Source organism: Amycolatopsis antarctica, assembly GCF_002262875.1.
Lineage (GTDB): Bacteria > Actinomycetota > Actinomycetes > Mycobacteriales > Pseudonocardiaceae > Amycolatopsis > Amycolatopsis antarctica.
Genome location: NZ_NKYE01000013.1, coordinates 142,503 through 166,474 on the forward strand (window position 1 = coordinate 142,503; position 23,972 = coordinate 166,474).

At 69.2% G+C, this 23,972-nt stretch carries 26 protein-coding genes and 2 pseudogenes; 18 read left to right on the plus strand and 10 right to left on the minus strand.

Going from position 1 to position 23,972, the window contains the following annotated elements:
- Window positions 1-29: 29 nt before the first annotated feature.
- The 6 genes from CFN78_RS20280 to arfB all read left to right on the plus strand — a co-directional run bounded on the left by CFN78_RS20280 (window position 30) and on the right by arfB (window position 5,069).
- Entirely contained in the window at window positions 30-899 is an 870-nt protein-coding gene (locus tag CFN78_RS20280) for a helix-turn-helix domain-containing protein (RefSeq protein ID WP_094864426.1), read from the plus strand.
- Window positions 900-1,092: 193 nt separating this feature from the next.
- A complete protein-coding gene (locus CFN78_RS20285) occupies window positions 1,093-1,332 on the plus strand; it encodes a DUF397 domain-containing protein (RefSeq protein WP_094864499.1) in 240 nt (79 codons plus the stop codon).
- A complete protein-coding gene (locus tag CFN78_RS20290) occupies window positions 1,316-1,711 on the plus strand; it encodes a hypothetical protein (protein ID WP_094864427.1) in 396 nt (131 codons plus the stop codon). The genes CFN78_RS20285 and CFN78_RS20290 overlap by 17 nt, the downstream gene beginning before the upstream one ends.
- Window positions 1,712-1,867: 156 nt before the next feature.
- Window positions 1,868-3,415, plus strand: a complete 1,548-nt coding sequence (gene purF, locus CFN78_RS20295; RefSeq protein ID WP_094864428.1) for an amidophosphoribosyltransferase — start codon at window positions 1,868-1,870, stop codon at window positions 3,413-3,415.
- A 165-nt stretch (window positions 3,416-3,580) separates the two neighbouring features.
- Complete coding sequence (gene purM / locus CFN78_RS20300) at window positions 3,581-4,651, plus strand: phosphoribosylformylglycinamidine cyclo-ligase (protein WP_094864429.1); 1,071 nt, start codon at window positions 3,581-3,583, stop codon at window positions 4,649-4,651.
- Window positions 4,632-5,069 (plus strand): alternative ribosome rescue aminoacyl-tRNA hydrolase ArfB, encoded by a 438-nt coding sequence (gene arfB / locus CFN78_RS20305; RefSeq protein ID WP_165777633.1) that lies wholly within the window; start codon window positions 4,632-4,634, stop codon window positions 5,067-5,069. The genes purM and arfB overlap by 20 nt, the downstream gene beginning before the upstream one ends.
- 23 nt (window positions 5,070-5,092) lie before the next feature.
- Here the strand turns inward: arfB and CFN78_RS20310 are convergent, their stop codons facing one another.
- Window positions 5,093-5,635: a DinB family protein gene (locus CFN78_RS20310; RefSeq protein WP_094864430.1), complete on the minus strand. Its 543-nt coding sequence runs from the start codon at window positions 5,633-5,635 to the stop codon at window positions 5,093-5,095.
- Between the two features lie 149 nt (window positions 5,636-5,784).
- Between CFN78_RS20310 and CFN78_RS20315 the strand changes: the two genes are divergently transcribed.
- On the plus strand, window positions 5,785-7,410 hold the full coding sequence (locus CFN78_RS20315) for a GMC oxidoreductase (protein WP_094864431.1): 1,626 nt from the start codon (window positions 5,785-5,787) through the stop codon (window positions 7,408-7,410).
- Between the two features lie 76 nt (window positions 7,411-7,486).
- Here the strand turns inward: CFN78_RS20315 and CFN78_RS20320 are convergent, their stop codons facing one another.
- Window positions 7,487-7,798 (minus strand): hypothetical protein, encoded by a 312-nt coding sequence (locus CFN78_RS20320; protein WP_094864432.1) that lies wholly within the window; start codon window positions 7,796-7,798, stop codon window positions 7,487-7,489.
- A 14-nt stretch (window positions 7,799-7,812) separates the two neighbouring features.
- Here CFN78_RS20320 and CFN78_RS30145 point away from each other — a divergent pair.
- The 3 genes and pseudogenes from CFN78_RS30145 to CFN78_RS20330 form a co-directional block, all read left to right on the plus strand.
- A pseudogene (locus CFN78_RS30145) lies at window positions 7,813-8,487 on the plus strand (helix-turn-helix domain-containing protein); the annotation flags it as partial.
- Between the two features lie 28 nt (window positions 8,488-8,515).
- Window positions 8,516-8,794: pseudogene (locus CFN78_RS30150) on the plus strand (Scr1 family TA system antitoxin-like transcriptional regulator); the annotation flags it as partial.
- Window positions 8,791-9,360: a Uma2 family endonuclease gene (locus CFN78_RS20330; protein ID WP_094864434.1), complete on the plus strand. Its 570-nt coding sequence runs from the start codon at window positions 8,791-8,793 to the stop codon at window positions 9,358-9,360. The pseudogene CFN78_RS30150 and the gene CFN78_RS20330, both read left to right, overlap by 4 nt.
- Before the next feature lie 6 nt (window positions 9,361-9,366).
- Here the strand turns inward: CFN78_RS20330 and CFN78_RS20335 are convergent, their stop codons facing one another.
- Window positions 9,367-10,050, minus strand: coding sequence for a response regulator (locus tag CFN78_RS20335; RefSeq protein ID WP_094864435.1), 684 nt, complete (start codon window positions 10,048-10,050; stop codon window positions 9,367-9,369).
- Complete coding sequence (locus tag CFN78_RS20340) at window positions 10,047-11,669, minus strand: sensor histidine kinase (RefSeq protein WP_094864436.1); 1,623 nt, start codon at window positions 11,667-11,669, stop codon at window positions 10,047-10,049. The genes CFN78_RS20335 and CFN78_RS20340 overlap by 4 nt, the downstream gene beginning before the upstream one ends.
- A 302-nt stretch (window positions 11,670-11,971) precedes the next feature.
- Between CFN78_RS20340 and CFN78_RS20345 the strand changes: the two genes are divergently transcribed.
- The 4 genes from CFN78_RS20345 to CFN78_RS20360 all read left to right on the plus strand — a co-directional run bounded on the left by CFN78_RS20345 (window position 11,972) and on the right by CFN78_RS20360 (window position 15,545).
- Window positions 11,972-12,958 (plus strand): Bug family tripartite tricarboxylate transporter substrate binding protein, encoded by a 987-nt coding sequence (locus tag CFN78_RS20345; RefSeq protein WP_094864437.1) that lies wholly within the window; start codon window positions 11,972-11,974, stop codon window positions 12,956-12,958.
- Complete coding sequence (locus tag CFN78_RS20350; protein ID WP_094864438.1) at window positions 12,955-13,497, plus strand: tripartite tricarboxylate transporter TctB family protein; 543 nt, start codon at window positions 12,955-12,957, stop codon at window positions 13,495-13,497. The genes CFN78_RS20345 and CFN78_RS20350 overlap by 4 nt, the downstream gene beginning before the upstream one ends.
- Window positions 13,498-13,500: 3 nt before the next feature.
- Window positions 13,501-15,021 carry a tripartite tricarboxylate transporter permease gene (locus CFN78_RS20355; RefSeq protein ID WP_094864439.1) on the plus strand — a complete coding sequence of 507 codons (1,521 nt, stop codon included), beginning with the start codon at window positions 13,501-13,503 and terminating at the stop codon, window positions 15,019-15,021.
- 311 nt (window positions 15,022-15,332) lie between these two features.
- Window positions 15,333-15,545, plus strand: a complete 213-nt coding sequence (locus CFN78_RS20360) for a hypothetical protein (RefSeq protein WP_133116398.1) — start codon at window positions 15,333-15,335, stop codon at window positions 15,543-15,545.
- A gap of 22 nt (window positions 15,546-15,567) precedes the next feature.
- Here CFN78_RS20360 and CFN78_RS20365 read toward each other — a convergent pair whose 3' ends face one another.
- Complete coding sequence (locus CFN78_RS20365; RefSeq protein WP_240519571.1) at window positions 15,568-16,458, minus strand: Gfo/Idh/MocA family protein; 891 nt, start codon at window positions 16,456-16,458, stop codon at window positions 15,568-15,570.
- A 173-nt stretch (window positions 16,459-16,631) separates the two neighbouring features.
- Between CFN78_RS20365 and CFN78_RS29260 the strand changes: the two genes are divergently transcribed.
- Entirely contained in the window at window positions 16,632-16,784 is a 153-nt protein-coding gene (locus tag CFN78_RS29260) for a hypothetical protein (protein ID WP_165777635.1), read from the plus strand.
- Window positions 16,785-17,045: 261 nt separating this feature from the next.
- Entirely contained in the window at window positions 17,046-17,675 is a 630-nt protein-coding gene (locus CFN78_RS20370) for a DUF3558 family protein (RefSeq protein WP_094864442.1), read from the plus strand.
- Between the two features lie 123 nt (window positions 17,676-17,798).
- On the opposite strand, the gene CFN78_RS20375 is transcribed toward CFN78_RS20370, so the two are convergent.
- The gene (locus CFN78_RS20375; RefSeq protein WP_094864443.1) at window positions 17,799-18,659 is read right to left on the minus strand and encodes a 3-hydroxybutyryl-CoA dehydrogenase; all 861 of its coding nucleotides are present in this window, start codon (window positions 18,657-18,659) and stop codon (window positions 17,799-17,801) included.
- Between the two features lie 220 nt (window positions 18,660-18,879).
- The gene (locus CFN78_RS20380; RefSeq protein WP_094864444.1) at window positions 18,880-19,068 is read right to left on the minus strand and encodes a DUF3073 domain-containing protein; all 189 of its coding nucleotides are present in this window, start codon (window positions 19,066-19,068) and stop codon (window positions 18,880-18,882) included.
- 209 nt (window positions 19,069-19,277) lie between these two features.
- Between CFN78_RS20380 and CFN78_RS20385 the strand changes: the two genes are divergently transcribed.
- On the plus strand, window positions 19,278-20,186 hold the full coding sequence (locus CFN78_RS20385) for a DUF8083 family protein (RefSeq protein WP_094864445.1): 909 nt from the start codon (window positions 19,278-19,280) through the stop codon (window positions 20,184-20,186).
- A gap of 13 nt (window positions 20,187-20,199) precedes the next feature.
- On the opposite strand, the gene CFN78_RS20390 is transcribed toward CFN78_RS20385, so the two are convergent.
- The 3 genes from CFN78_RS20390 to ygfZ form a co-directional block, all read right to left on the minus strand.
- Complete coding sequence (locus CFN78_RS20390; RefSeq protein WP_094864446.1) at window positions 20,200-21,231, minus strand: asparaginase; 1,032 nt, start codon at window positions 21,229-21,231, stop codon at window positions 20,200-20,202.
- Window positions 21,228-21,809 (minus strand): RsiG family protein, encoded by a 582-nt coding sequence (locus tag CFN78_RS20395; protein ID WP_094864447.1) that lies wholly within the window; start codon window positions 21,807-21,809, stop codon window positions 21,228-21,230. The genes CFN78_RS20390 and CFN78_RS20395 overlap by 4 nt, the downstream gene beginning before the upstream one ends.
- Window positions 21,810-21,918: 109 nt before the next feature.
- Complete coding sequence (gene ygfZ, locus CFN78_RS20400) at window positions 21,919-23,049, minus strand: CAF17-like 4Fe-4S cluster assembly/insertion protein YgfZ (protein ID WP_094864448.1); 1,131 nt, start codon at window positions 23,047-23,049, stop codon at window positions 21,919-21,921.
- A gap of 68 nt (window positions 23,050-23,117) precedes the next feature.
- On the opposite strand from ygfZ, the gene CFN78_RS20405 reads away from it, so the two are divergent.
- Window positions 23,118-23,966: an aminodeoxychorismate lyase gene (locus CFN78_RS20405; protein WP_094864449.1), complete on the plus strand. Its 849-nt coding sequence runs from the start codon at window positions 23,118-23,120 to the stop codon at window positions 23,964-23,966.
- Window positions 23,967-23,972: the final 6 nt, after the last annotated feature.

Below are 23,972 nucleotides of genomic sequence, written 5' to 3' on the forward strand. Positions count from 1 at the left end.
CTCGAGCGTGAGCAATCGGAGGCCGAGCAATGACCACGGGCGGTGCTGAACACGGCAGCGGACCGACGGCACGACGGATGGTGCTGGGCAGCCAGCTCCGCAGGCTTCGCGAGGCGGCCGGGATCAGCCGTTCGGCCGCCGGTTACTCGATCCGTAGCTCCGAGTCGAAGATCAGCAGGCTGGAGCTCGGCCGGGTCGGCTTCAAGGAGCGCGACGTCAACGATCTGCTGACGATGTACGGCATCGAGGACGGTGTCGACCGCGCGCAGTTCATGGAACTGGTCAGCCAGTCGAACCAGCCGGGTTGGTGGCATCGCTACACCGACCTGATGCCGAACTGGTTCCACGACTACGTCGGGCTTGAGGAGGCCGCGGGCCGGATCCAGACGTTCGAGTTGCAGGTCGTGCCCGGCCTGCTGCAGATCGAGGAGTACGCGAGGGCGATCGTCAGTCACGGCAACTCGCGCGTCTTCGACGAGGAGGTCGATCGCCGGGTCTCGCTGCGGATGCGCAGGCAGAAGCTGCTCTCCGGTCCGGACGCGCCGCGCTTCTGGGCGGTCGTCGACCAGTCGGTGCTGCACCGCGAGGTCGGCGGGCCCGCCGTGCTGAAGAAGCAGATCGCGCATCTGCTCGAGGTCACTGCTTCGCCGCACATCACCCTGCAGGTGCTGCCGTACACCTCCAGCGGCTGCGCGGCGGAGAGTCCGTTCACCATGCTCCGGTTTGCCGAGACCGAGCTGCCGGACATCGTCTACGTCGAGCATCTCGGCGGCGCGCTGTACCTGGACAACAAGAAGGACCAGGAGCTGTACGGCCGGGCGCTGGACCGGCTGGCCGTCGACGCCGAGACGCCGGATCGCAGTCGGCAACTGCTCTCGAAGCTGTACAACGAGGTGTAGGGCGTCGCCTGCCGCCGATCGTGGCGGCACGGCGAACACGCTCCGTTGACTCGTTAACGAGATGTCAACGATGGGCTGAACATAACCAACTTTCTTCTGCACGTGCATTCACACCTGCATTCGACCGTGTTACCTTCGGCGCACGATCCAATGCACGTGCATGTGCATCCCCAAGTTCGGGAAGGTGGGGATCATGTCAGCCGAGGTCCGCAACGGCATGTCCGCGACGCTGCTGTCCGACGCCCAATGGCGCAAGAGCAGGCACAGCGGTGCCGCCGGCAACTGCGTCGAGGTCGCACCGCTGGCCGGTGGCGACATCGCCGTCCGCAACTCCCGCTTCCCCGACGGGCCCGCGCTCATCTACACCCGCGCCGAGATCGCCGCCTTCGTCGCCGGTGCCAAGGACGGTGAGTTCGATGACGTCGCAGGCTGAACCGACCAGGGTCGGCGCCGAGACCGACACCGAGGCCCGCCTGCGCGGCCTGATGGATCGCGGCTACAGCTTCGTGCATCCCCGGGACGCCTCCGGCGAGGTCGTCGCCGTGGTCGGCGTGCGCGCCCACGGGAGCGTCGTCGACGTCGTGCGCCTCGAAGCCGAGGACGACGTCGTGGCGATGCGCATCCCCGGCGGCGAGCCGGACATCCTGGCGCCGGAGACCGTGCTCTGGAAGGAGTCCGGCTCGATGGTCGCGGTGGTGGACAAGGTGCTCGCGCTGCCCGACGACGAGGGGCCAGCCGAGACCTCGTCCGGCAAGCAGGGCTGCTGGGTCCCCGGCCGCCCCGGCCGGGCGAAGTGGCTCGCCGCTTCCTGACCGCCTCCCGCTGCCGGTGACCGTCGTCTCCACGGCGGCGTGACCAGGGTGGCGCTGGACACGAACGCTGCCGAAAGCGCCTGCGGCGGCTCGGATCCCGGCTCGCGAGGGCTACACTGAGCGTGCCCCAGTCCACAGATGCGCAGGAGCCCCTCGGTGCGTTCCGACCAGTCACAAGCTGGAAATCCCGCAACGGGCACAGTCGATCAGCCGGATCCGGAACCGCGCGAGGAATGCGGTGTGTTCGGCGTCTGGGCTCCCGGCGAGGACGTCGCGAAACTGAGCTATTACGGGCTGTACGCGCTGCAGCATCGTGGGCAGGAAGCCGCGGGCATCTCGGTCTCCGACGGCAGGCAGATCGTCGTCTTCAAGGACCTCGGGCTGGTCAGCCAGGTCTTCGACGAGCAGACGCTGTCCTCCCTGCAGGGCTACATCTCGATCGGCCACTGCCGCTACTCCACCACCGGCGGCGGAAGCTGGGAGAACGCCCAGCCGAACTTCCGCACCACTCCGACCGGCAGCGGGCTTTCCCTCGGCCACAACGGAAACCTGGTCAACACGGCCGAGCTGCACTCCCGCGCGCGTGAGCTGGGCGTGCTCAGCCGCAACGGCGCGACCACCGATTCCGACCTGATCTGCGGGCTGCTCGCCGCGACCGCCGCGGACAAGGGCATCGAGGCGGCGGCGATGGACCTGCTGCCGACCCTGCGCGGCGCCTTCTGCCTCGCCTTCGCCGACGAGACCACGCTCTACGCCGCCCGTGATCCGCACGGCGTCCGCCCGCTGGTGCTGGGCAGGCTGGAACGCGGCTGGGTGGTCGCGAGTGAGACGGCCGCGCTGGACATCGTCGGCGCCTCCTTCGTCCGCGAGGTCGAGCCGGGTGAGCTCATCGCGATCGACGCGGAGGGTCTGCGTTCCAGCAGGTTCGCCAGCCCGCAGCCGAAGGGTTGCGTCTTCGAGTACGTCTACCTGGCGCGGCCGGACACCACCATCGCCGGACGCAGCGTGCACGCCACCCGCGTCGACATCGGCAAGCGGCTCGCCGAGGAGTATCCCGCGGACGCCGACCTGGTGATCCCGGTGCCCGAGTCCGGTACGCCCGCCGCGATCGGCTACGCACAGGCGTCCGGCATTCCCTACGGCTCCGGCCTGGTGAAGAACGCCTACGTCGGACGCACGTTCATCCAGCCCTCGCAGACGATCCGCCAGCTCGGTATCCGGCTGAAGCTCAACCCGCTGCGCGACGTCATCCGCGGCAAGCGGCTGGTGGTCGTCGACGACTCGATCGTCCGCGGCAACACCCAGCGCGCCCTGGTCCGGATGCTGCGCGAGTCCGGTGCGCTGGAGGTGCACGTGCGGATCGCCTCGCCGCCGGTGCGCTGGCCGTGCTTCTACGGCATCGACTTCGCCTCCCGCGCCGAGCTGGTCGCCAACGGGGCGGACGCCGACGGCATCCGCCGTTCCATCGGCGCCGACTCGCTGGGCTACGTCTCGCTCGACGGGCTGGTGGCGGCGTCCGAGCAGCCCCGGTCCCGTCTGTGCGCCGCCTGCTTCGACGGCGAGTACCCGATCCCGCTGCCGGACGACGCGCTGATCGGCAAGCATCTGCTGGAGGGACTCACCGGCGGTGACGCGCCGGTCGGCCCCGCGCTGCCCGTCGTGCCCGCCGGGTACGGTGCCGAGGACGCTGTCCGGCGTCCCTGATCCGGTTCTGTCTCGTTGATCCACGGGTAGCCCCCGCGCGCGGCGGGACCAGGAGCAGGACGACTTCGAAGATGGAGAACGCGTCGGCGTGAGCGAGCTTGCGAGCCAACCGAACAGCACCGCGGCTCGGCGACCGCTGCCGACCGGCGTGAGCGAGGAGATTGCGTGAGCGAGTCCACGAGCGCGACGTACGCCGGGGCCGGGGTCAGCATCGACGCCGGCGACAGGGCCGTCGAATTGCTCAAGCCGCACGCCGCTCGGGCCGGGCGGCCCGAGGTGATGGGCGGGGTCGGCGGGTTCGCCGGGCTCTTCTCGCTCAAGCTCGACCGCTGGAAGGAGCCGGTGCTCGCGTCCTCCACGGACGGGGTCGGCACCAAGATCGCGATCGCCAAGGCGCTCGACAAGCACGACACCATCGGCATCGACCTGGTCGCCATGGTCGTCGACGACCTGGTGGTCACCGGTGCGGAACCGCTGTTCCTGCAGGACTACATCGCGGTTGGCAAGGTCGTGCCCGAGCACATCGCGGCGATAGTCGGCGGTATCGCCGAGGGCTGCGTCCAGGCCGGGTGCGCGCTGCTCGGCGGCGAGACGGCCGAGCACCCCGGGATGATGGCCGACGGGGACTACGACGTCTCGGCGACCGGGGTCGGTGTGGTCGAGGCGTCCGAGCTGCTCGGTCCGGACCGGGTTCGCCCCGGCGACGTGGTGCTGGCGCTCGGCTCGTCCGGCCTGCACTCCAACGGCTACTCGCTGGCCCGGCACGTGCTGCTGGAGATCGGCCGGATGCCGCTGGACGGGCACGTGGAGGAGTTCGGCCGCACACTCGGCGAGGTGATGCTGGAGCCGACGCGCATCTACGCCAAGGACTGCCTCGCGCTGGTCGCGGAGACGGACGTGCGGACGTTCGCGCACGTCACCGGTGGTGGGCTGGAGGAGAACCTGGCGCGGGTGATGCCGCGCGGGCTGGTCGCCAGGCTGGAGCGCGGTACCTGGACGCCGGAGCCGGTGTTCGCGGTGATCTCGCACCGGGGCCGGGTCGCGCGTCCCGAGATGGAGCGCACCTTCAACATGGGCGTCGGCATGGTCGCGATCGTCTCGCCCGAGGACGTCGACCGGGCACTGGCCGTGCTGACCGCGCGGCACGTCCCGGCCTGGGTGCTCGGTGACGTGCAGGCCGCGGACGATCCCGACGGCCCGCGTGCGCAGCTCTCCGGTGACCACCCCCGGTTCTGACCTGGTCGTCAGTGGACGGCTGGTGATTCCGGCGGCCGAGCTGTCGGAACGGTTCTCCCGCTCGTCCGGTCCGGGCGGGCAGGGGGTGAACACCACGGACTCGCGCGTCGAGCTGTCGTTCGACGTCGCGGGTTCGCCCTCGCTGCCGCCGCACACCCGGGACCGCTTGCTGGAACGCCTCGGCTCCCGGTTGATCGACGGGGTGCTGACGATCGCGGCGAGCGAGCATCGCGCACAGCTCGCCAACCGGGAGGCGGCGCGTGCGCGGCTGGTCGCCCTGCTGCGCGAGGCGTCCGCGCCACCGCCGGCGAAGCGCAGGCCGACGAAGCCGACCCGGGGGTCGAAGGAGCGCAGGCTGGCGTCGAAGAAGCGTCGTGGCGACGTGAAACGCGGCAGGCGCAGGAAGTTCGACGAGTAGCACTATCCACAATGGATGGCTGCTCATTCTCCCTTCGCGCCGTCGATCCGCTCGCGGAGCAGGTCGGCGTGCCCGTTGTGCCGGGAGTACTCGGCGATCATCTTCACCAGGATCACGCGCAGCGAGATCGGCGCGCCGGTGCGCTGCACGGTCCCGGTGTCGTCCAGCGAGGCGACGGCGACGATCTCGCGGGAACGCGCACACTGCTCCCGCCAGAAGTCGAGCGCTTCGGCCGGGTCACCGTCGAGACGCTCGAAGTCCTGGTCCGGGTCCTCGTCGGAGTAATAGGGCAGCGGAGCCGGATCCCCGGCGAACTGGGTACGGAACCACCACTGCTCCGCGCCGGCGAGATGCCGCACGATCCCGTGCAGGCTCAGCCCGGACGGTGGAATGCTCTTGCGTGACAAGGCTTCCGCCGGAACCCCGGCGCACTTGAGTTCCAGGGTGTGCCGAGCGCGGTCGAGGTGCGCGGTGAGGACCTCGCGTTCGCCGCCGAGGGTCGGCGGGCTCGCACGCTCGTCACCCGGCCATGCCGCCGAGTAGTTGCCGTCCGGGATCGTGGTCATGGTGGGAGGGTGGCAGAAGGCACCGACAGGCTTCGGTCTTCCGGACCGCGAAAATCCGGGCCACGCTATCGAGTGAAATAAACGCCGTTTACCCGAGAATTCTTCGTGTTCTCTTGTGTGCGGCGCGTACTCGACCCACGATGCGGCGCATGCCTTTTTCCGTGACACGCCGTCGTTTCCTCGGTCTTGCCGCGCTGAACTCCGCCGCGGCCCTCGGTCTCACCGCCGTCTCCGCGACCCCCGCCGTCGCGGGCCGCCGTGACCTTCCGCTGCCCCGTTCCGCTCCGGCGGTCGTGATCGGCACCGGTTACGGCGCCGCCGTCACCGCCCTGCGGCTGGGACAGGCCGGGATTCCCACCGTGATGCTGGAAATGGGGCAGCTCTGGGACACCCCGCGTCCCGACGGCACGGTCTTCTCCGACATGCTCGCCCCGGACGAGCGGGCGATGTGGTTCACCGACCGCACCGAAGCACCGCTGGCGACCTTTCTCTGGCTCGACGTGGTCAACCGGAACATCCGCAGATACGCCGGGGTGCTGGACCGGGTCCACTACGGCGACATGTCCGTCTACCTCGGCCGCGGTGTCGGCGGTGGGTCGCTGGTGAACGGAGCCATGGCGGTCACGCCGCGCCGGGACCATTTCGCGGAGATCTTGCCCGGCGTTGACCCGAACCGGATGTACGAGCACTACTACCCGCTCGCCAACGCGGAACTCGGCGTCAACGAGGTGGACCGCGAATGGTTCGAGCACTGCGATTCCTACCGGTACGCGCGACTTTCCCGGAAACACGCGGAACGGGCCGGATTCCGGACCGAGTTCGTGCCGAGCGTCTACGACTTCGAGTACCTGAAACGCGAGGAGGCCGGGGACGCCGAACGTTCGGCGCTCGGTTCCGAGGTGATCTACGGCAACAACCACGGCAAGCGCTCGCTGGACCGTACCTACCTCGCCGCCGCGCTGGGCACCGGCAAGGTCACCATCCAGAGCCTGCACGAGGTCCGCGACATCGCCCGGCAGCAGGACGGAACGTACACGCTGACCGTCCGGCAGCGCGACGTGAACGGGAACGTGCTGGCACGCAAGCAGATCGACGCGCGGTACCTGTTCCTCGGCGCGGGAAGCGTCGGCACGACGGAGCTGCTGCTGCGGGCCCGCGACACCGGCAGGCTGCCCGCGCTGGGCGCGGAGATCGGCCAGGGCTGGGGCACCAACGGCAACGTGATGTTCGGCCGCGCCAACCATCCGCACGACGTCACCGGCCTGCTCCAGTCCGGCATGCCCGCGCTCGGCATCGACAATCGGGACGACCCGGTGCACCCGGTGTTCGCGGAGATCGCGCCGGTGCCCGCGGGGATCGAGACGTGGGTGAGCCTGTATCTGGCGATCACCAGGAATCCGGAACGCGGGCACTTCACCTATGACGCCGCGACGGACTCCGCCCGGCTGCACTGGACCGAGGCGCAGGGGCAGCCATCGATCGATGCGGCCAGGGCGCTGGCCGACCGGCTCAACCAGGCCAACGGCACCCTCTATCGGCGCGACCTCTTCGGTGACACGCGGGCGTTCGAGAACCGGTTCACCTACCACCCGCTCGGCGGCGCGGTGCTCGGCCGCGCGACCGACCTGTACGGCCGGGTGCACGGTTACCCGAACCTGTACGTCACCGACGGCTCGCTGATTCCCGGCAGCACCGGCGTCAACCCCTTCGTCACCATCGCCGCACTGGCGGAACGCAACATCGAACACGTTCTGGCGACCGACATCCTCGCCTGAGCAGGCACGATCACAACGGGCCGTGACTGTCGCGAGTGGACCGTGTGGCCGAACGGTCCACTCGCGACGGTGCGCGTCACGGCACGGCGTCGGTATCGGTATCGGTATCGGTATCGAAGCGGACCAGCCGGACGTCCGCGATCCTTCGGTACCGCTGGACAAGGTTGTCGGCGGAGTCGGAATGCCAGGTCGCGCGGCTGGACGGGTCGTAGAACAGCGCACCGCCGTACTCGGCCTCCCACTCCATACCCCAGCCGCAGATGATGTCCAGGTTCTCGTGGTCCTCCTGGTACACACCGTAGATCGCGAAGATGCGCGGACGGTCGAAGCGGACGTACTTGTCCAGCTCGTGCAGGCAGAGTTCCCGGCTGCGCGGATTGATGTTCATGGCCCTCCCGGTCGATGGTGCCGAGACGATGCACCCTTGCGGTAGGTGCAAGCAAGGGGAGCCCTTCGAGCTATTGCGCCGCGCCCGTGTCGATCGGCAATACTTCTCCCGTGCCACCGATTCAAAGTACGAGTGTGCGACCCCGCCAGGTCTCGGCGGAACTACGCCGCCTTCGGGAAGGTGCCGGTATGACCGGGGCCGACGCGGCCCGGATCCTGGGGATGTCGGCGAGCAAAATAAGCCGTATCGAGACCGGAAAACGTGGACTTCAGGTCGAGGACGTGGCGGCTCTGCTCGGGCTGTACCGGGTGCCGGAGCGTCGGCGGGATGAGATCCTGGATCTGGTTCGGAAATCCACTGAACGAGGGTGGTGGCAGTCCGCCGGACGATCGGATGTACCGACACGCTGGCGAACCCTCACGGATCTGGAGTTCGGTGCGAACCGGATTCGCAGCTTCGAGCCATTCCTCGTGCCGGGCTTGCTGCAGTCCGCGGACTATGCGCGAGCGGTGATGGCCGGACTCGACCCGTTACTGACGTCTGCCGAGGTGACCGAGGCGGTATCGCTTCGAGTCGCCAGGCAGAGGTGGTTGCGACGGCCAGGAAACCGGCTGATCGCAGTTCTGGATGAGGCGGTACTGCATCGGATGATCGGCGATTTCGAAACGATGCGGGGGCAGCTACTCAAGTTAATCAAACTGCGCGGCACCCAATGTCGACGTGCGGATCGTGCCGTTGCGAACCGGCCTGTACGCCGGGGTGCGCGGGCCGTTGTATCTGTTGGACTTCGCGGAAGAGCCGAGCGTCGCCGCGATAGAGGGGCAGGCAGCGGCCATATACCTGGAGGAAAGCGAGGATCTGGTGAAGATCCGGTTTGCTTTCTCCGATGTGCTGGCGCATTCATTGTCCGCCGAACGATCGCTGGACCTGATGCGCGAAATCAATCAGGATAATTATTTCACTCCGAATCCTGTGCAGGATCAGGGCGCGATATGACTGTCAGCTACTGGAACGGGCGAGTACTGTCGCTGGCCGAGTGGTTCTTGTTGCCCGAGGACAATTCCCGGCACTTCGAGTTGGTGAACGGCGTCGTAGTGGCCACGGCAAAGCCGGGGTGGGACCATCAGCGGGCGCTCGTTCGGCTGTGTGCTCAACTCGACCGGGAACTGCCTTCCGAACTGGAAGGTGTGCCAAGCGTCGAGGTCATGATCCGAGACCGCGCACACGCCACGGTTCGGGCTCCGGACGTGGTGGTAGTGCCGACGTCCCTGCTGAACAACGATCCGTCCCATATTCACGCACGAGACGTCGTGCTGGCCGTGGAAGTGCTCTCCCCCGGAACGGCCCGGACCGACCGGGTCACCAAGTTCGCCGAGTACGCGGAGGCGGGCATCCCGAACTACTGGATCATCGACACCGAGTCTCCGTTGAGCATGTCCGCATACCGACTCGTCGATGGCGAGTACGAACTGGACGCCGAAGACTCGGCGGCGATGACGCTGACGACCCCGGCTCCGCTGACCATCGACCTACCGGCACTGCTCGCGTCGCGTCGGCGTTAGCCCTGCTCAGCCGCGCCAGTGGTACTGGCGTTCCGGGCGGCCGGTACCGCCGTAACGCAGGCGGACCTCCGCCCTGCCGGTCTCGGCGAGGTGTTCGAGGTAACGACGCGCGCTGGGGCGCGAGAGTTCGGTCGCCTGGGCACACTCCGTCGCCGACAGGCCGTCCGGACGGGAGCGCAGCGCCCCGATCACCAGCTCGGCGGTCTGCGCGGTCAGTCCTTTCGGCCATGGGCTCGCGCCGCGCGGCCTGGTGCCGAACACATCGTCCACATCGCGCTGCGCCGCTGTCGAGTTCAGTGCCAGCTTGTCCAGTTTCTGTTGCATGGAGCCGAAGTGGAGTAACTGGTCGCGCAGCGCCGCATGCGAGAACGGCTTGATCAGGTAGTGCAGCGCCCCGCCGCGCATGGCCCCACGAATGGTGTCCACATCCCGGGCGGCGGTGATGACCATGACATCGGTGTCCTCTGTGGACGGATCGGCGCGCAGCTCGCGCAGCACCGCGATGCCGTCCATATCGGGCAGATAGATGTCCAGCAGCACCAGATCCGGACGCAGGTCCCGCACGGCCCGTACCGCGTCCGCGCCGGTGTGCGCCGCGCCGACGACGGTGAAACCTTCCGTGCGCTCCACGTAACCGCTGTGCACCTTCGCGACCATGAAGTCGTCGTCCACCACCAGCACCCTGATCACGGCGACACCTTCGCGCGATCGGGCACCACTGGCAAGACGGCGGTGAACACCGCACCGCCCCGGTTGTGCACGTTCACCGACCCGCCACGACGGATGCAGGTCTGCCGGGTGAGCGCCAGCCCCAGCCCGCGCTGCCCGCCCGACTCGGCGGCCTTGGTGGTGAATCCGTGCGTGAACACCTCGGTCGCGATCTCGGGGGCCACCCCGGGGCCGGAGTCGCGCACCACCACCGACACCCGCTCGGCTTCGTGCGACACCGCCACCTCGACCCAGTCCTCTCCGGCGTCCCGGCCGCCCGCGTCGCCATCGTGGCCGCGCAGCGCGTCCAGGGCGTTGTCGATCAGGTTGCCCACCACGGTCACCAGGTCGATCGACAGCGCGTCGTCGACCGGGCCCAGTCCGCTCTCGTCGGTCAGCCGCAGGCCGACGCCGTGCTCGGCGGCCAGACTCGCCTTGGCGATCAGCAGCGCGGCCACGGCGGAGTCGGCGATCCGGGCGCTCACCTGTTCGTGCCAGTCGTCGTGCGCCCGGCTCACCAGGTCGACGTAGTTGCGTACCTCGTCGTACTCGCCCAGCTCGATCAGCCCGGCGATCGTGTGCAGCCGGTTGGTGAACTCGTGTGCCTGCGCCCGCAGCGTGTCGCCGGCCCGTGAGCTCTCCGCCAGTTCCTCCCGCAGCGCGACGAACTCCGTCCGGTCGCGCAGGGTCGCCACCGCGCCCAGCTCCCGTCCGTCGTGGGAGATCGGCAGCCGGTTGATCGTCAGTACCCGGCCGGCCCGCAGCGCGATCTGGTCGCTGCCGAGCGCGTTGCCGGTGAGCACGTCGCGCAGGCGTTCGTTGATCTCCAGCCCACTGATCGGCAGGCCGAGACAGTCCTCCGGCAGTGCCAGCAGCTCGCGCGCCTCGTCGTTGACCAGCGTCACCCGGTGCTGCTGGTCGAGGGCGATCACGCCCTCCTTGATGCCGTGCAGCAGCGCGTCCCGGTGCTCCACCAGGCCGGTGATCTCGCTGGGTTCCAGGCCGAGGGTCTGCCGTTTCACCCGCCAGGCGAGGAACAGCGAGCCGGCCAGCCCGAGGAAGGTGGCGATACCGAGCAGCAGCAGCGCGTTGCCGGGGGAGTTGGCCAGGCCGTCCAGGAACCCGGGCATCGCCTTGCCCGCGGCCACGTAACCGACCACCGCGCCCAGCGTGCCGTCCGTGTCGCCGACCACCGGCACGTGCGCCACCAGTGACCCGTCCACCTCGCCGACCCAGGAGCGGCCCTGCGTGACGGTACTGTCGCCGATCGGCAGGGTGGCGCCGCGTTCGGCCGGGTCGGGCGCGGTGAGTACCCGCAGCTCCGGGCCGGTGATCACCACCGAGTCGGCACCGGACAGGCTGCGCGCCCCCTCGGCGAAGATCGGCAACGGGTCGCGCGGTACCGGGTCGGCGAGGCTCTGCCGCACGCCCGGGGTGGCGGCGACGTTCTCGGCGACCGACAGCAGCCTGCGTCCTTCGGTGTCGGCGAAGCTCTCGTTCGACTGGATCGCCGAGAACGCGGCGACGCACCCCAGCAGGGCGAACACGATCACGAGCTGCCAGCCAAGAAGCTGCCGCGCGAGTGAACCCTTCGCGCCCATGCCGCCTCCCTCGCCTGCTCGTGACCACCGCCTGCGACCACCCGTTCGTGGTAACCCGCTCCGCAATTTGTCGACGTATTGCGGTGCGCACGACCGCAATACGTCGACATATTGCGGTTCCAGTGTGCGGCACGTTCGCCGTTCCCGGGGCGTGAGCACAACGAACACAAGTACCTCTACGCCCGCAAGGCAGACAGACGGCGGCGGCGAAGGGCACGATGACCCACCATCGGCGCGACATGAGTCCGGCGTCACAACGCACACCAGGCGCACAACCGCCCAACGCACATCGGAGTGCATTGATGAAGAACCCGAAGAACTGGCTCGCGGTGCTCGCCGCGGCACTGCTGGTGGTGGTGATACCGCCACTGGTGTCCTCCGGCGAGGACGAGTCGGGAGCCCAGATCCGCGGGTTGCGGATGCTGGTGCCCAACTCCCCCGGCGGTGGCTACGACGTCACCGCCCGGACGGCCGCCAAGGCGATGGAGGACTCGGAACTCAACGGCAACACCGAGGTCTTCAACCTCCCCGGCGCCGGTGGCACGGTCGGTCTCGGCCGCATCGTCAACGAGACCGGCAACGGCAAACTCGCCATGTCGATGGGTCTCGGCGTGGTCGGCGCCGTCTACACGAACCAGGCGCCGTCCTCGCTCACCGACACCACGCCGATCGCGAAACTCACCGAGGAGCCCGACATCGTCGTGGTGTCCAAGGACTCGCCATACCAGAACATCGGCCAGCTCCTCGAAGCGTGGAAGGCCGACCCCGGTGGCGTGCCGGTCGGCGGCGGCTCGGCGCCCGGCGGTCCCGATCACCTCGCCCCGATGCTGACGGCCAAGGCGATCGGCCTCCCGCCGGGAGACGTCAACTACATCCCCTTCGACGGCGGTGGCGAACTGCTCGCCTCGGTGCTCGGCGGCAAGGTCGCCTTCGGCGTTTCCGGGATCGGCGAGTACCGCGACCAGATCGAGGCGGGCGAACTGCGTGCGCTGGCGGTGACCAGCCCGCAGCGATCCCCCGAACTGGACGTGCCCACCCTGCTGGAGTCCGGTGTGGACGTCCGGTTCACCAACTGGCGCGGCATCGTGGCGCCCCCCGGCCTGAGCCAGGGCGACCGGGACAAGCTCATCGGCCTGTTCAGCAGGCTGCACGATTCGCCGGAGTGGAAGGAAGCCGTGCAGCGCAACGGATGGACCGACGCCTTCCAGACCGGCGACGACTACGGGGCCTTCCTCAAGTCGGAGACCGACCGGGTCGCCTCGGTGCTGAAGGAGTTGGGACTGGCATGACGTCTACTGTGGACAACACCGTGGAAGAACCCGGTGGCGACACCGAGAAGAGCTGGTGGCGAACGCATTCCGAACTCGGTGTGTGCGTGCTGCTGCTCGCGGTCGGGGTACTCGTGCTCACCGACGCGCTCACCATTCCCGCCGACTTCACCCAGCGCGGACCGGTCGGCCCGGCCGCCGTTCCGGTGGTCGTCGGCTCGGCGCTGGTGCTCGTCGCGCTACTGCTGGCCGTGGACGTACTGCGCGGCGGACGCGGGGAGGCGGAGGCAGGCGAGGACGTCGACCTGGACGCGCCCGCCGACTGGCGCACGGTGCTGATGCTGGGCGGAGCGTTCCTGCTCAACGCGGCACTCATCGACACCGTCGGCTTCCCGATCTCCTCGGCCCTGATGTTCTGGGGTGCCGCCTACGCACTGGGCAGCCGCAACCACTTCCGTGACCCGCTCATCGCGGCGGGCCTGTCGCTGGTCACCTGGTTCGCGTTCAACGAGTTGCTGGGAGTTCCGCTGCCCGGCGGCCCGCTGATGGGAGTGCTGTAACCGATGGATTCCTTCTCCCTGTTGATGGACGGGTTCTCCACCGCACTCACCCCGTCGAACCTGCTCTTCGCCGCCGTCGGCGTCATCCTGGGTACCGCGATCGGCGTCCTCCCGGGAATCGGGCCGGCGATGGCCGTCGCGCTCCTGCTGCCGGTGACCTACGGACTCGACCCCACCTCGGCGTTCATCATGTTCGCTGGCATCTACTACGGCGGGATGTTCGGCGGCTCCACCACCTCGATCCTGCTCAACACTCCCGGTGAGAGCGCGGCGGTGGTCGCGGCGATCGACGGAAACCCCATGGCGCGCAAAGGAAGGGGCTCGCAGGCACTGGCGGCCGCCGCTATCGGGCACTTCGTCGGCGGGCTGATCGGCACCATCGCGCTGGTCCTGCTCGCACCGACGGTCGCCTCCCTGGCCGTCGACATCGGCGCCCCGGACTACTTCGCGATCATGGTGCTGGCTTTCATCGCCGTCACCTCGGTGCTAGGCAGTTCCCGCATCCGCGGGTTCGCGTCCCTGCTGATCGGTCTCACCATCGGCCTCATCGGGCTGGACGAGATGACCGGCCAGTCGCGGCTGACCTTCGGTTCGCTGCACCTGTCCGACGGCGTCGACGTGGTGATCGTGGCGGTCGGCCTGTTCGCGGTCGGTGAGTCGCTGTGGGTCGCCGCGCACCTGCGGCAGAAGCAGGCGAAGGCCATTCCGGTCGGCCGGGCCTGGCTGTCGAAGGACGACCTCAAACGCACGTGGAAGCCTTGGCTGCGGGGCCCGCTGATCGGTTTCCCGTTCGGGGCGATCCCCGCGGGCGGCGCCGAGATCCCGACGTTCCTGTCCTACGTCACCGAGAAGCGCCTGTCGAAGAAGCACAAGGACGAGTTCGGCAAGGGCGCCATCGAGGGTGTCGCCGGACCCGAGTCCACGGCCAGCGCCTCGGCCGCGGGAACCCTGGTGTCGATGCTGACGCTCGGCCTGCCCACCACCGCGGTCGCCGCGGTGATGCTGGCCGCCTTCCAGCAGTACGGCATCCAGCCAGGACCGCTGCTGTTCGAACGCGAGTCGGAACTGGTGTGGGGACTGATCGCCAGCCTGTTCGTCGGCACCGTCCTGCTGCTGGTGATCAACCTGCCGATGGCACCGGTCTGGTCGAAGCTGCTGCAGATCCCGCGGCCGTATCTCTACGCGGGCATCCTGTTCTTCGCCAGCGTCGGCGCGTACGCCGTCGGCGGCGAGGTGCTGGACCTGTTGCTGCTGTTCGTCATCGGCCTGATCGGTTTCGCCATGCGCCGCTACGGTCTGCCGGTGCTGCCGGCGATCATCGGCGTGATCCTCGGACCGGCCGCCGAACAGCAGATGCGCCGGGCACTGCAACTCTCCGACGGTGACCTGAGCGGACTGGTCAACTCGCCGATGGCGATCGTCGTGTACGTGATCATCGCGATCCTGCTGGCCTGGCCGCTCCTGCGGAAGGTCATCGGACCGCGCAAGCCGGCGTCCCCTGAGCACGAACGGATCGACGCCTGAGGTCCCGGCCGGACGGTGTGGTTCCCCCGCAGCGCCGTCCGGCCGGCCCCTTTCCGCACCGGCGGATCGGTGCCACAATCGCGGGATGACGACAGCCGCAAGGAGCCGTGGCGCGTAAGCCACCCGCCCGGGTTCGGGCCGAACTGTCACGACGACCACACCCCGGCGAACCGCGACAGCCTCCGGTAGTACCGGGCGTCTCCGCGGCGGCGCAGCGGTACATCGCCCGGTACGAGAACCGGCCCGGCGAGCTCGCCATGGCGGTGGCCCGCTGGTCCCGCGCGGTTCATGGTCCTGATCCCGGTCTGCCCGTGAGCACCACGGCCCTGTGCCCGTGCTGCACCGGCCACGAGGCCCGCAAGCTCCTCGAAGACGCGGTGCACGCGTTGCCCGCGCGCGGCGCGCGGGAACTCGCGGCCGTCGTACGCGGGCTGGACGCCGTCTACCTGGACCACGCACCGTTCGACCCGGTCGCGTTCGGCGGAACTCGCTGGTGGGAGGGACTCCGCTGGCGCAGCAGGTGACGCGGGCCGGACAGACGCGGTGTCACGGCCGGGCGAGCTGGAAGGCCTCGTCCAGCACTCGTTGCAGTTCGACGCCGCGGTGCACGTCCAGCGGGTGGGTACGGGTGTCGCTGGCGACCAGTGCGGCGAAGTCGTCGAGCATGGCGGTGTAGGAGTCGGTGGCGTTGCCCGGCCGGCGTTCCATCGCCCGGTAGCCGTGTTCGCCGTAGACCCGGAACGCGATGAGGCTGGGTTCCACCGGAGTGCGCAGGGAGAGCGTCGCGTCGCTGGTCGCCCCGGTCTCGTGCGCCAGCATCAGGTGCCACAGGTCGTCCGCCGTGCGATGCGCGGCCAGCACCCGTTCGACCCGGCCCAGCGCGGCCTCGAGCAGGTCGATCGCGTGCGGGCCGACGTCGGCGAGCGCACCGTCGGCGTGCCGCCAGGCCGAATCGCTGTACTTCTCGTTCAGCAGCGCGCCGGAAACCCAGTGCGCGCTGCCGCCCGTCCACCCGCCGGCCTGTGCCAGGTTCGCCAGCCAGTCCTGCGTCTCGGTCGCGTAGCGCAGCGTCAGCATCACCAGGGACGCGACTCCCGCCTCCTCGACGGCCTCGGCCACGCGGCGCGCTCCCGCCAGGTCCGCCGCGATCGGCTTCTCCAGGATCACGTGCCTGCCGGCCTTCGCGGCGCGCACGGCGAGTTCGGCCTGCACGGCGGGCGGCACGGCGAACGCGACCGCGTCGACCTCGGCGATCAGCGCGTCGACGTCGGTGTACGCGGTCGCGCCGTGCGCCTCGGCGAGTTCCCGGCCGGGCTCGGGCCTGCGCGTCCAGACGGCGGAGAGCACCGTGCCGGGATGGTCGGCGAGCCCGGGAGCGTGTACTTCCGCCGCCCAGGGGCCCGCGCCGACGAGACCTACTCGAAGCTGTTCGTCCACGGCCGCGAGCCTAGGGCAGAGCCGCGGCGAGGGCCGGACGGTGGCGTTCGGTGGCCGGCCGCGGACGCTCTTCTGCCGGACGGCCCGGCAGGTCCAAACCGTCCGTGTGGCCCTGAGCGATCGGATACCCTCGATCTCGTGACCGGTGGAGCACGAATCTGAGGAGCGGGCAGGTGGGAACACAGGACGCATGGCTCGGTACCGCCGACAAGGTGCGGCAGGTCTACGGTGGTACCGCTCTCGGGGCCGGTGTCGCCGCGGCGGCCGGTACGGGTGGGGGTTACGAGTTCGAACCGGAGGAGATCGACGGCGTCATCGGCCAGTGAGAATCCCTCCGCGACGAGTTCTTGGCGGACCAGAGCCTGATTGATGAGGCCACGCGGGCGATCACGCCGCCTGCGGCCGATGAGCCGAGGCTTCGTGGATTCTGTCACGAAAGGCCTCGCCTCCCTGCAGGCTTCCAACTCGTCTATGATTGCGTATGTGGATGACTATTTGGCAAAGCTTCGTGAGGCGAAAGCTGGCGTCGAAGCCGCCGAAGAGTCATCCGTGGACTCTGTAGGAACATTTCTTGAGGCTGACAAGTCGTGAGAGAAGAATCCTCCAAGTATCGGCTTGCGGTCTCGGTTCTCGCGCCGCTGGCAATAGTGCTCAACTCTTGTGGTGGCACCGAGGAAGGGGTCGCCCAACCTGAGTCTTCGGTGTCATCCGTCGAGACGGCACCTCGGGTTTCGATACCGCTGGACGCTTCTCCGTATGAAGAACGGCCTTGCTCCCTTGTGTCGCAGCAAGTCATGAGTCAGTTCGGCTACACGGAGCCAGGTGAGAACTCCACCGAGAAAACCGAAGGAAAAGCCAAACTTGCTGGACCTGTTTGTAATTTCAAGTCGCCGATAAAAGGTGGCTCTTCTACTATTATTATAGAAACTGAGAACAGAAAGCGTGGAACCGGCGGTCTTTCAGGTGTATACGCCGCATTTGAGGCAGGGCGTTTCGCGTATCTGGAGGCGGCGACAGTCGAGGATTATCCGGCAGTATTTTCTGACGTGACGGACGTTCGCGAAATAGGTAAGTACTCGCTGGCGGTCGGGGTTGCTGATGACCTGACGTTCTCCGTCAGCGTCGGTCCCTACGGGCAGGGGAAGCGGGACGAGGCCAGGGAGGCGGCCGAAGGAATCGCCTCCGCTGCCGTACGAACCTTGCAGGAAGGTTCCTGAGACGGAGTGGCCGCCCGGTGCGGACCTTCCGCAAGAGGCCGACGCGCCCGAGGTGTCGAACCCGGCACCTCCGGCGCATCGCCTCTTCCTTGTCTGGTGTGGGTCGCCGCAGCCGTCCGGCGGTCAGCCGTAGGAGTAGAAACCGCGTCCGGTCTTCTTGCCGAGTAGCCCGGCGTCGACCATGCGCAGCAGCAACGGCGGCGCGGAGTACAGCGGCTCCTTGAACTCGGCGTACATCGAGTCGGCGATGGCCTTGATCGTGTCCAGGCCGATCAGGTCGGACAGTCGCAGCGGACCCATCGGGTGCGCCGTGCCCAGTTCCATTCCGCGATCGATGTCCTCCGCCGAGGCGAAGCCGGACTCGATCATCCGGATCGCCGAGAGCAGGTACGGCACCAGCAGCGAGTTGACGATGAACCCCGCCCGGTCTTGGGAACGGATCACGGTCTTGCCGAGCGCCTCGGTGACGTGCGCGTCGGCGCGGGCGATCGTCTCCTCGCCGGTCAGCAGCGAGGGCACCAGCTCGACCAGCGGCAGCACCGGCACCGGGTTGAAGAAGTGGATGCCGACGACCTGCTGCGGCCGGCCGGTCGCCATGCCGAGCTTCATGATTGGGATGGAGGAGGTGTTCGAGGCGAAGATCGCGTCCTCGGTCTCGACGATCTTGTCGATCTTCCGGAAGACCTCCACCTTCTCGGCCTCGCGCTCGACGACGGCCTCGATGACCAGGTCGCGATCGGCGAAGGCGTCGAGATCGGTGGTGAAGTGCAGCCTGCTCAGTGAGGCCTCGGCGTCGGACTCGGAGAGCTTGCCGCTCTGCACACCGCGCCGCAGCGACTTCTCGATCCGGGCCCGGCCCGCGTCCAGCGCGGGCTGGGTCACCTCGGCGACCGTCACGTCCTGGCCTGACCGTGCGTGTACCTCGGCGATACCGGAGCCCATCAGCCCCGCACCGATGACACCGACCCGTCGGATCTCCGTCACCTGATACTCCCGTCGTGTGCGCGTTGCCGCCGTGCGTGATTACTAGGTTGCCCTACTAAATCAGGCATGGCGGGGTACGGCCCAGTGCTCCGAGGTGTGACGACCACCTCGACGGGATCGCGCGGCGGAATCGGCGCGGCGGGGGCGACAGAAACGAGCGCGCGAGATTTGAGGGTGGGTCCGGAATGATCCGGTGCCCACCCTCACGTCTCGCGCATGCTCAACGGCGGTACTCGTCGTACCCGTCTTCGTACGGATCCTCGGTGTACCGCTTGGTGTCCTCATGCCCGTCGTCAGAGGAACTACTGGACAGCTCGCGCTGCAAAGCATCGAAGTCGGTTTCGTGAGAGCTGTACTTGAGCTCCCGTGCCACCTTCGTCTGCTTGGCCTTGGCTCGGCCGCGCCCCATGGCTCGACCCCCTCGTACAGGGGCGGGGCGGCCGGGGGAAACGGCGGCCCCGCATCGTCTCGACAACTATTTCCTGTGCACACAGTACCGTGTCCGAGGGTACGAACGCGACGCGGCACGGTGTGCGTGCCGCGACACCCGTGGCGGCTTCGGCGGGGGTATGTGCGGCCGGTGCGCGGCCACGCCGGGCGACGTGCCACGATTCACTCGTGCTCCGTCCGTTCGTGGCCTATCTGCGGGTGTACGAACCCCTGTCGGCCTTCGGGGATCCGCCACCCGCCGCCCTGCTCAGCGCCGTCGAGGCGGCGAAACTGACGCGCGCCTCCGTCGGCGAGCGCGAACAGAAGATGTGGCTCAAGTCACAGGTCGCGGCGCCGGTCCGGCTGCTGCCCGCCGAGCTCGCCGACGGCCGCGCCGCGCCCAGCACCGAGACCGACGTACTGGTCCTCGATCCGTCCGAGGTACCGGGCTCCGCCGAGGCCGAACTGGGGTCCGAGCCGCTCGTCTGCCCGCTCGAACTGCGCGCCCGGTCGGCCGCCGCGCTCGTCAGTTTCCTCAGTGACGCGCACCCCGCGCTGAAGGCGTCCGTACTCATCTCTGGCGGCGTCTCCGACGACGCCGTCCGGTCCAGGACCACGGCCGCGCTCGGCGACCTGCGGACCGCCGCCATGCACGTGCTGTCCACGACGTGGACGGTGCCGTTGCCGTGGTTCGCGCTGGTCGATCCGGAGCAGCGCAGGCTGGTGCTCGGCTCCGGTCAGTACGACCCCGCGCGCGAACTGTCCTGGCGGGTGGCCATGCCGGACGCGCGCGAGCGGGCACTGGAGGCGCAAATGCTCGTGGAGGGGACGTTCGGCGAGGACGCCGGGCCCGCGCGCATCCTCGCCGAGACCGCGCACTGGCTGGACAACTTCCACCCCGCCTCCGCCGTCGAACTCGACTACGGCGGCATCGTGCAGCTCATCGCCGACCCGATCCTGGAGTCGGACAGCTCGGCGGAGGAGGTGCACCGGATGGTCGACGCGCTGCGTACCGGATCGCCGGAGGATCTGGCCGAGCTGTTCGAGGACCTGCGCGGCTACTGGGCCGAACTCGCCGCCCGCGAACGCTTCAACTGACCGGGCCGGGCCCTCAGCCCACCGGCTGGGCTCCGAGGCCGTCGAACAGTCCGGCGGGGACGCGGAGCTCGCCCACCTGACCGCCCGCGCCGACGATCTCGCCCGCCCCGCTGCCCAGCCCGTCCAGAGTGGACTCCGCTGCGGGTGTGGCCGCTTCGACGCCGAGCGCTCGCAGTACGGCCACCAGCACGGGATTGCGCGCGCGGGCCCCACCGTCGTCGACCTTCAGCGCCACCGCCGTGCCGTCCGGCAGGGCCATCGCGTGCACGGCCTCGGCGCCGCCCTTGATCAGCAGGCCCTCGACGGCCAGCATCAGCAGCGTGTCCTCCCGGCCGGTGCCGCCGACCAGCCACGGGTGTGCCCGCATGGCGTCGGCGATCCGGCGGCGATCCGAACCCGGCTCCGCCGTGACCAGCCTGCCGAACGCGCGCGCCAGGCCGGTCAGCGAGAACGCGAACAGCGGCGCGCCGCAGCCGTCGACACCGGTCGCGGCGATCGGCTCCCCGGTCAGGTCCGCCACCGTCCCGGCGATCACCTGCTGAAGTTTGTGCCCGGACTCCGCGTATCCCGCGACGGGCCAGTCGAGCTGGGCGCAGGTCGCCGCCATCGCCGCGTGCTTGCCGGAGCAGTTCATCGCCGCTCGCCTGCGGTCGCCACCCGCCCGGACGACCTCGTGCCGCGCGGACTCCAGCAGTGGGAAGTCCGGCGGGCAGGACAGCGCCGACTCGTCCAGCCCGGCCCGCTCCAGCATGGCGATGGTGCGGGCGACATGACCGGGCTCGCCGTTGTGCGAGGCGCAGGCGTGGGCCAGGTCGGCCTCGCCGATCTCCAGGCCCGCGTGCAGCATGCCGAGTGCCTGGAACGGCTTGTTCGACGAGCGCGGGAACATCGGCGCGGCGACCTCGCCGATGGCGAAACGCACGGAACCGTCCGGATCGGTGATCACGACCGAACCGCGATGCACGCTTTCGACGAATCCGGAACGGACCGCCTCGACGAGGACGGGGTTGCTGTGCTGGTCGTGTTCGCGCGCAAGCTCGGTCACTCGGTGCGTTCGTCCTTCCCGGGGCGGCCGCGTTCACGGCTGATCAGCTCGTCCACCGAGGCCATGCCGGTGGCGTAGCGCCCGGCGATCTCGGCGTTGAGGGTGTCCACGACATCCTGCACCTCGCGCCTGCGCTGCGACACGGAGGCCTCCTGTTCCCGGTACGTGCCGAGCGTCCCGACCAGCTTGTCGTCGGAGAGCGCGCTCACGTCGGAGAGGTCGGAGTCGCCGACCAGCGCCTCCGCCTGCCTGCGGTGCTCGCCCGCGCGGGACGGCTCCAGCGGCTGATGCCTGCCCGAGCCCGTGGCGGGGCCGAGTGCGTTGTCGGCGAGGATCGAGGCGAGCCGGTCGACGACGCTGCCCGTGCCGCCGGAGCTGCGCAGGGTCTGCTCGGCCAGCACGATGTCGATCCGGACGTGCAGCAGCCTGCGCAGGTAGGAGAGGTCGGTCTCTTCCTGGGCGGCCTCGTTGCGGCGGTCGCGCAGGTCGGCGAGGGGCAGGTCGCCGAGCGCGCGTACGTAGTCCTCGGCCAGTACCCGGTCGATCCGGCGACGGCCGCCGGGTCGGACTTCGATCACGCGATCATCCTGCTCTACCTAGTTCTCACACGGCCAAGGTGTCCGCCACAGCGGATCGCCGCATTCTTCACCTTTCCTACTCGCGCGTACAGAGCGCTTCACCAGGTGTTCATCCGCGCAGACGGGCGGCGGCCTCCCGGCCGGGTGCCGGCCCCTCCGCCCGCACCGAGTCCGGATCCACGACGGCCTGCACCACCCGATCCTCGCCGCCCGCCAGCAGTTCCTGGTCCGTCGGCACGGACCGTTTGACCAGTGCCAGCGCGATCGGGCCCAGTTCGTGGTGCTGGATGACGCTGCCGACCCGGCCGACCGTGCGCTCGCCGAGCACCACCGGGTCGCCGGTCTCCGGAGCGATCTCCGGCGAGCCGTCCAGGTGCAGCAGCACCATCCGCCGGGGCGGCCTGCCGACGTTGTGCACCTTCGACACCGTCTCCTGGCCGCGGTAGCAGCCCTTCGCGACGTGCGCGGCCGAGCCGATCCAGTTCACCTCGTGCGGGATGGTGCGGTCGTCGGTGTCGATGCCGAGCCGGGGGCGCAGCGACTCGACGCGCAGCGCGTCGAAGGCCCAGCTCCCGGCCGGGCGGGCGCCCGCGTCGGTCAGCAGGCGCCACCAGTCGGCCAGTTCGGCCCTCGGGACGGCGAGGTCGACACTGGAACGGGTGGGCCATGGCATGCGGCGGGCGAACCCGCCGCCGGGGAGCGCGACGGCGGCGTACGGCTCGTCCGGCAGGTCGACGTCCACAGTGGACAGAATTCGAGCGGTGTCCGGGCCGAGGACGGTCAGCAGCGCCAGTTCGTCGCTCGCGTCGCGGATCTCCACCTTCGCCCAGAACTTCATCGCTTCGAGGTACTGCAGCAGGGTCTGCTTGCCGCCCTTGGGCAGGGCGCTGGTGGCTTCGGCACCGGGGTCACTGTCGATCCACACGGTGCCGTCCACGTGCGCGAGCACGAAGTGGGCGTCCACCCGGCCGTGGCTGTCCAGCACCAGCGCCTCGGTCCCGCTGTTCTCCGGAAGCTGCGTCACGTGCTGGGAGATCACCAGGTGCAGCCAGGAGAGTCGCTCATCTCCTTGCACCGCAAGGATTTCCCGATGCGAACGGTCGATCACCACGGCGCCGCGGGTGGCCGTGCGCTGCTCGGCGAACGGGTCGCCCCAGTGCCACGGGACGCCGTACTCCGGATGCCCCTCCGGGGCGGCGATCGAACCCGGGAAATCGAGAAGTGGCGACGGCTGCGGCATATCTCCCATCGTAGTCGCCGTGACGCCGTGGTGAGGTCTCGCGGCGGCCGGGACTACCGTGTGGGGTTATGCGCGTGCTTGCCTTCCTGGACGGAACCCTCGCCGACCCCGACGCGGCGCACATCCGTGTCGACGATCTCGGGCTGATGCGCGGGGACGGGGTGTTCGAGACGATCCTGGTGACCGACGGCCGGCCCCGCGAACTCGGCCCGCACCTCGACCGGCTCGCACGCTCGGCGAAGATGCTCGACCTGCCCGAACCGGACCGGGCGGCCTGGGAGCGGGCCGTGCGCGCGGTACTGGACAACTGGTCCGGCGGCGCGGAGCTCGCGTTGAAGCTGGTGCTCACCCGCGGGATCGACGGCGATCCGGAGCAGCGGCCGACCGGGTTCGCCCTGGGCATGGAGATCGGTGCGGCGGTGCTGCGCGGCAGGGCCGAGGGCGTCGCCGCGATCACCCTCGACCGCGGCATCGACCCGGGCCTGGCCGAACGGGCGCCGTGGCTGCTGCTGGGCGCGAAGTCGCTGTCGTACGGCATCAACATGGCGGCCATCCGCGAGGCGGTCCGGCGCGGCGCGGACGACGTCGTGTTCACCGCGAGCGACGGCTCGGTGCTGGAGGGCCCGACCTCCACCGTCATCCTGCTGCGCGGCCGGACCATCCTCACCCCGCCCGAGCACATCGGCATCCTGCCCGGCACCACGCAGGCCGGGGTGTTCCGCGGCGCGGAGAAGGCCGGGTTCGCGACCAAGGTGGAACCGCTGCGGGTGGACGACCTGCTCACCGGCGACGGGCTGTTCCTCGCCTCCTCGGTGCGCAAGCTCACCCGCGTCCGCTCGCTCGACGGCACCGCGCTGCCCGCCGCGACGGAGGCGCACGCCGAACTCTCGGCCGCCTACGAGGCCGAGTACGCCTGACCGGGC

Excerpts from the sequence above, each read along its gene's own strand:
- CFN78_RS20330 (WP_094864434.1), top strand. The coding sequence starts at position 8,791 with ATGACTGTCAGCTACTGGAACGGGCGAGTACTGTCGCTGGCCGAGTGG.
- CFN78_RS20290 (WP_094864427.1), top strand. The coding sequence starts at position 1,316 with ATGACGTCGCAGGCTGAACCGACCAGGGTCGGCGCCGAGACCGACACC.
- CFN78_RS20380 (WP_094864444.1), bottom strand. The coding sequence starts at position 19,068 with ATGGGGCGCGGCCGAGCCAAGGCCAAGCAGACGAAGGTGGCACGGGAG.
- CFN78_RS20405 (WP_094864449.1), top strand. The coding sequence starts at position 23,118 with ATGCGCGTGCTTGCCTTCCTGGACGGAACCCTCGCCGACCCCGACGCG.
- CFN78_RS20280 (WP_094864426.1), top strand. The coding sequence starts at position 30 with ATGACCACGGGCGGTGCTGAACACGGCAGCGGACCGACGGCACGACGG.
- CFN78_RS20350 (WP_094864438.1), top strand. The coding sequence starts at position 12,955 with ATGACGTCTACTGTGGACAACACCGTGGAAGAACCCGGTGGCGACACC.
- CFN78_RS20340 (WP_094864436.1), bottom strand. The coding sequence starts at position 11,669 with ATGGGCGCGAAGGGTTCACTCGCGCGGCAGCTTCTTGGCTGGCAGCTC.
- CFN78_RS20320 (WP_094864432.1), bottom strand. The coding sequence starts at position 7,798 with ATGAACATCAATCCGCGCAGCCGGGAACTCTGCCTGCACGAGCTGGAC.
- CFN78_RS20345 (WP_094864437.1), top strand. The coding sequence starts at position 11,972 with ATGAAGAACCCGAAGAACTGGCTCGCGGTGCTCGCCGCGGCACTGCTG.
- CFN78_RS20285 (WP_094864499.1), top strand. The coding sequence starts at position 1,093 with ATGTCAGCCGAGGTCCGCAACGGCATGTCCGCGACGCTGCTGTCCGAC.
- ygfZ (WP_094864448.1), bottom strand. The coding sequence starts at position 23,049 with ATGCCGCAGCCGTCGCCACTTCTCGATTTCCCGGGTTCGATCGCCGCC.
- CFN78_RS20315 (WP_094864431.1), top strand. The coding sequence starts at position 5,785 with ATGCCTTTTTCCGTGACACGCCGTCGTTTCCTCGGTCTTGCCGCGCTG.
- CFN78_RS20310 (WP_094864430.1), bottom strand. The coding sequence starts at position 5,635 with ATGACCACGATCCCGGACGGCAACTACTCGGCGGCATGGCCGGGTGAC.
- CFN78_RS20355 (WP_094864439.1), top strand. The coding sequence starts at position 13,501 with ATGGATTCCTTCTCCCTGTTGATGGACGGGTTCTCCACCGCACTCACC.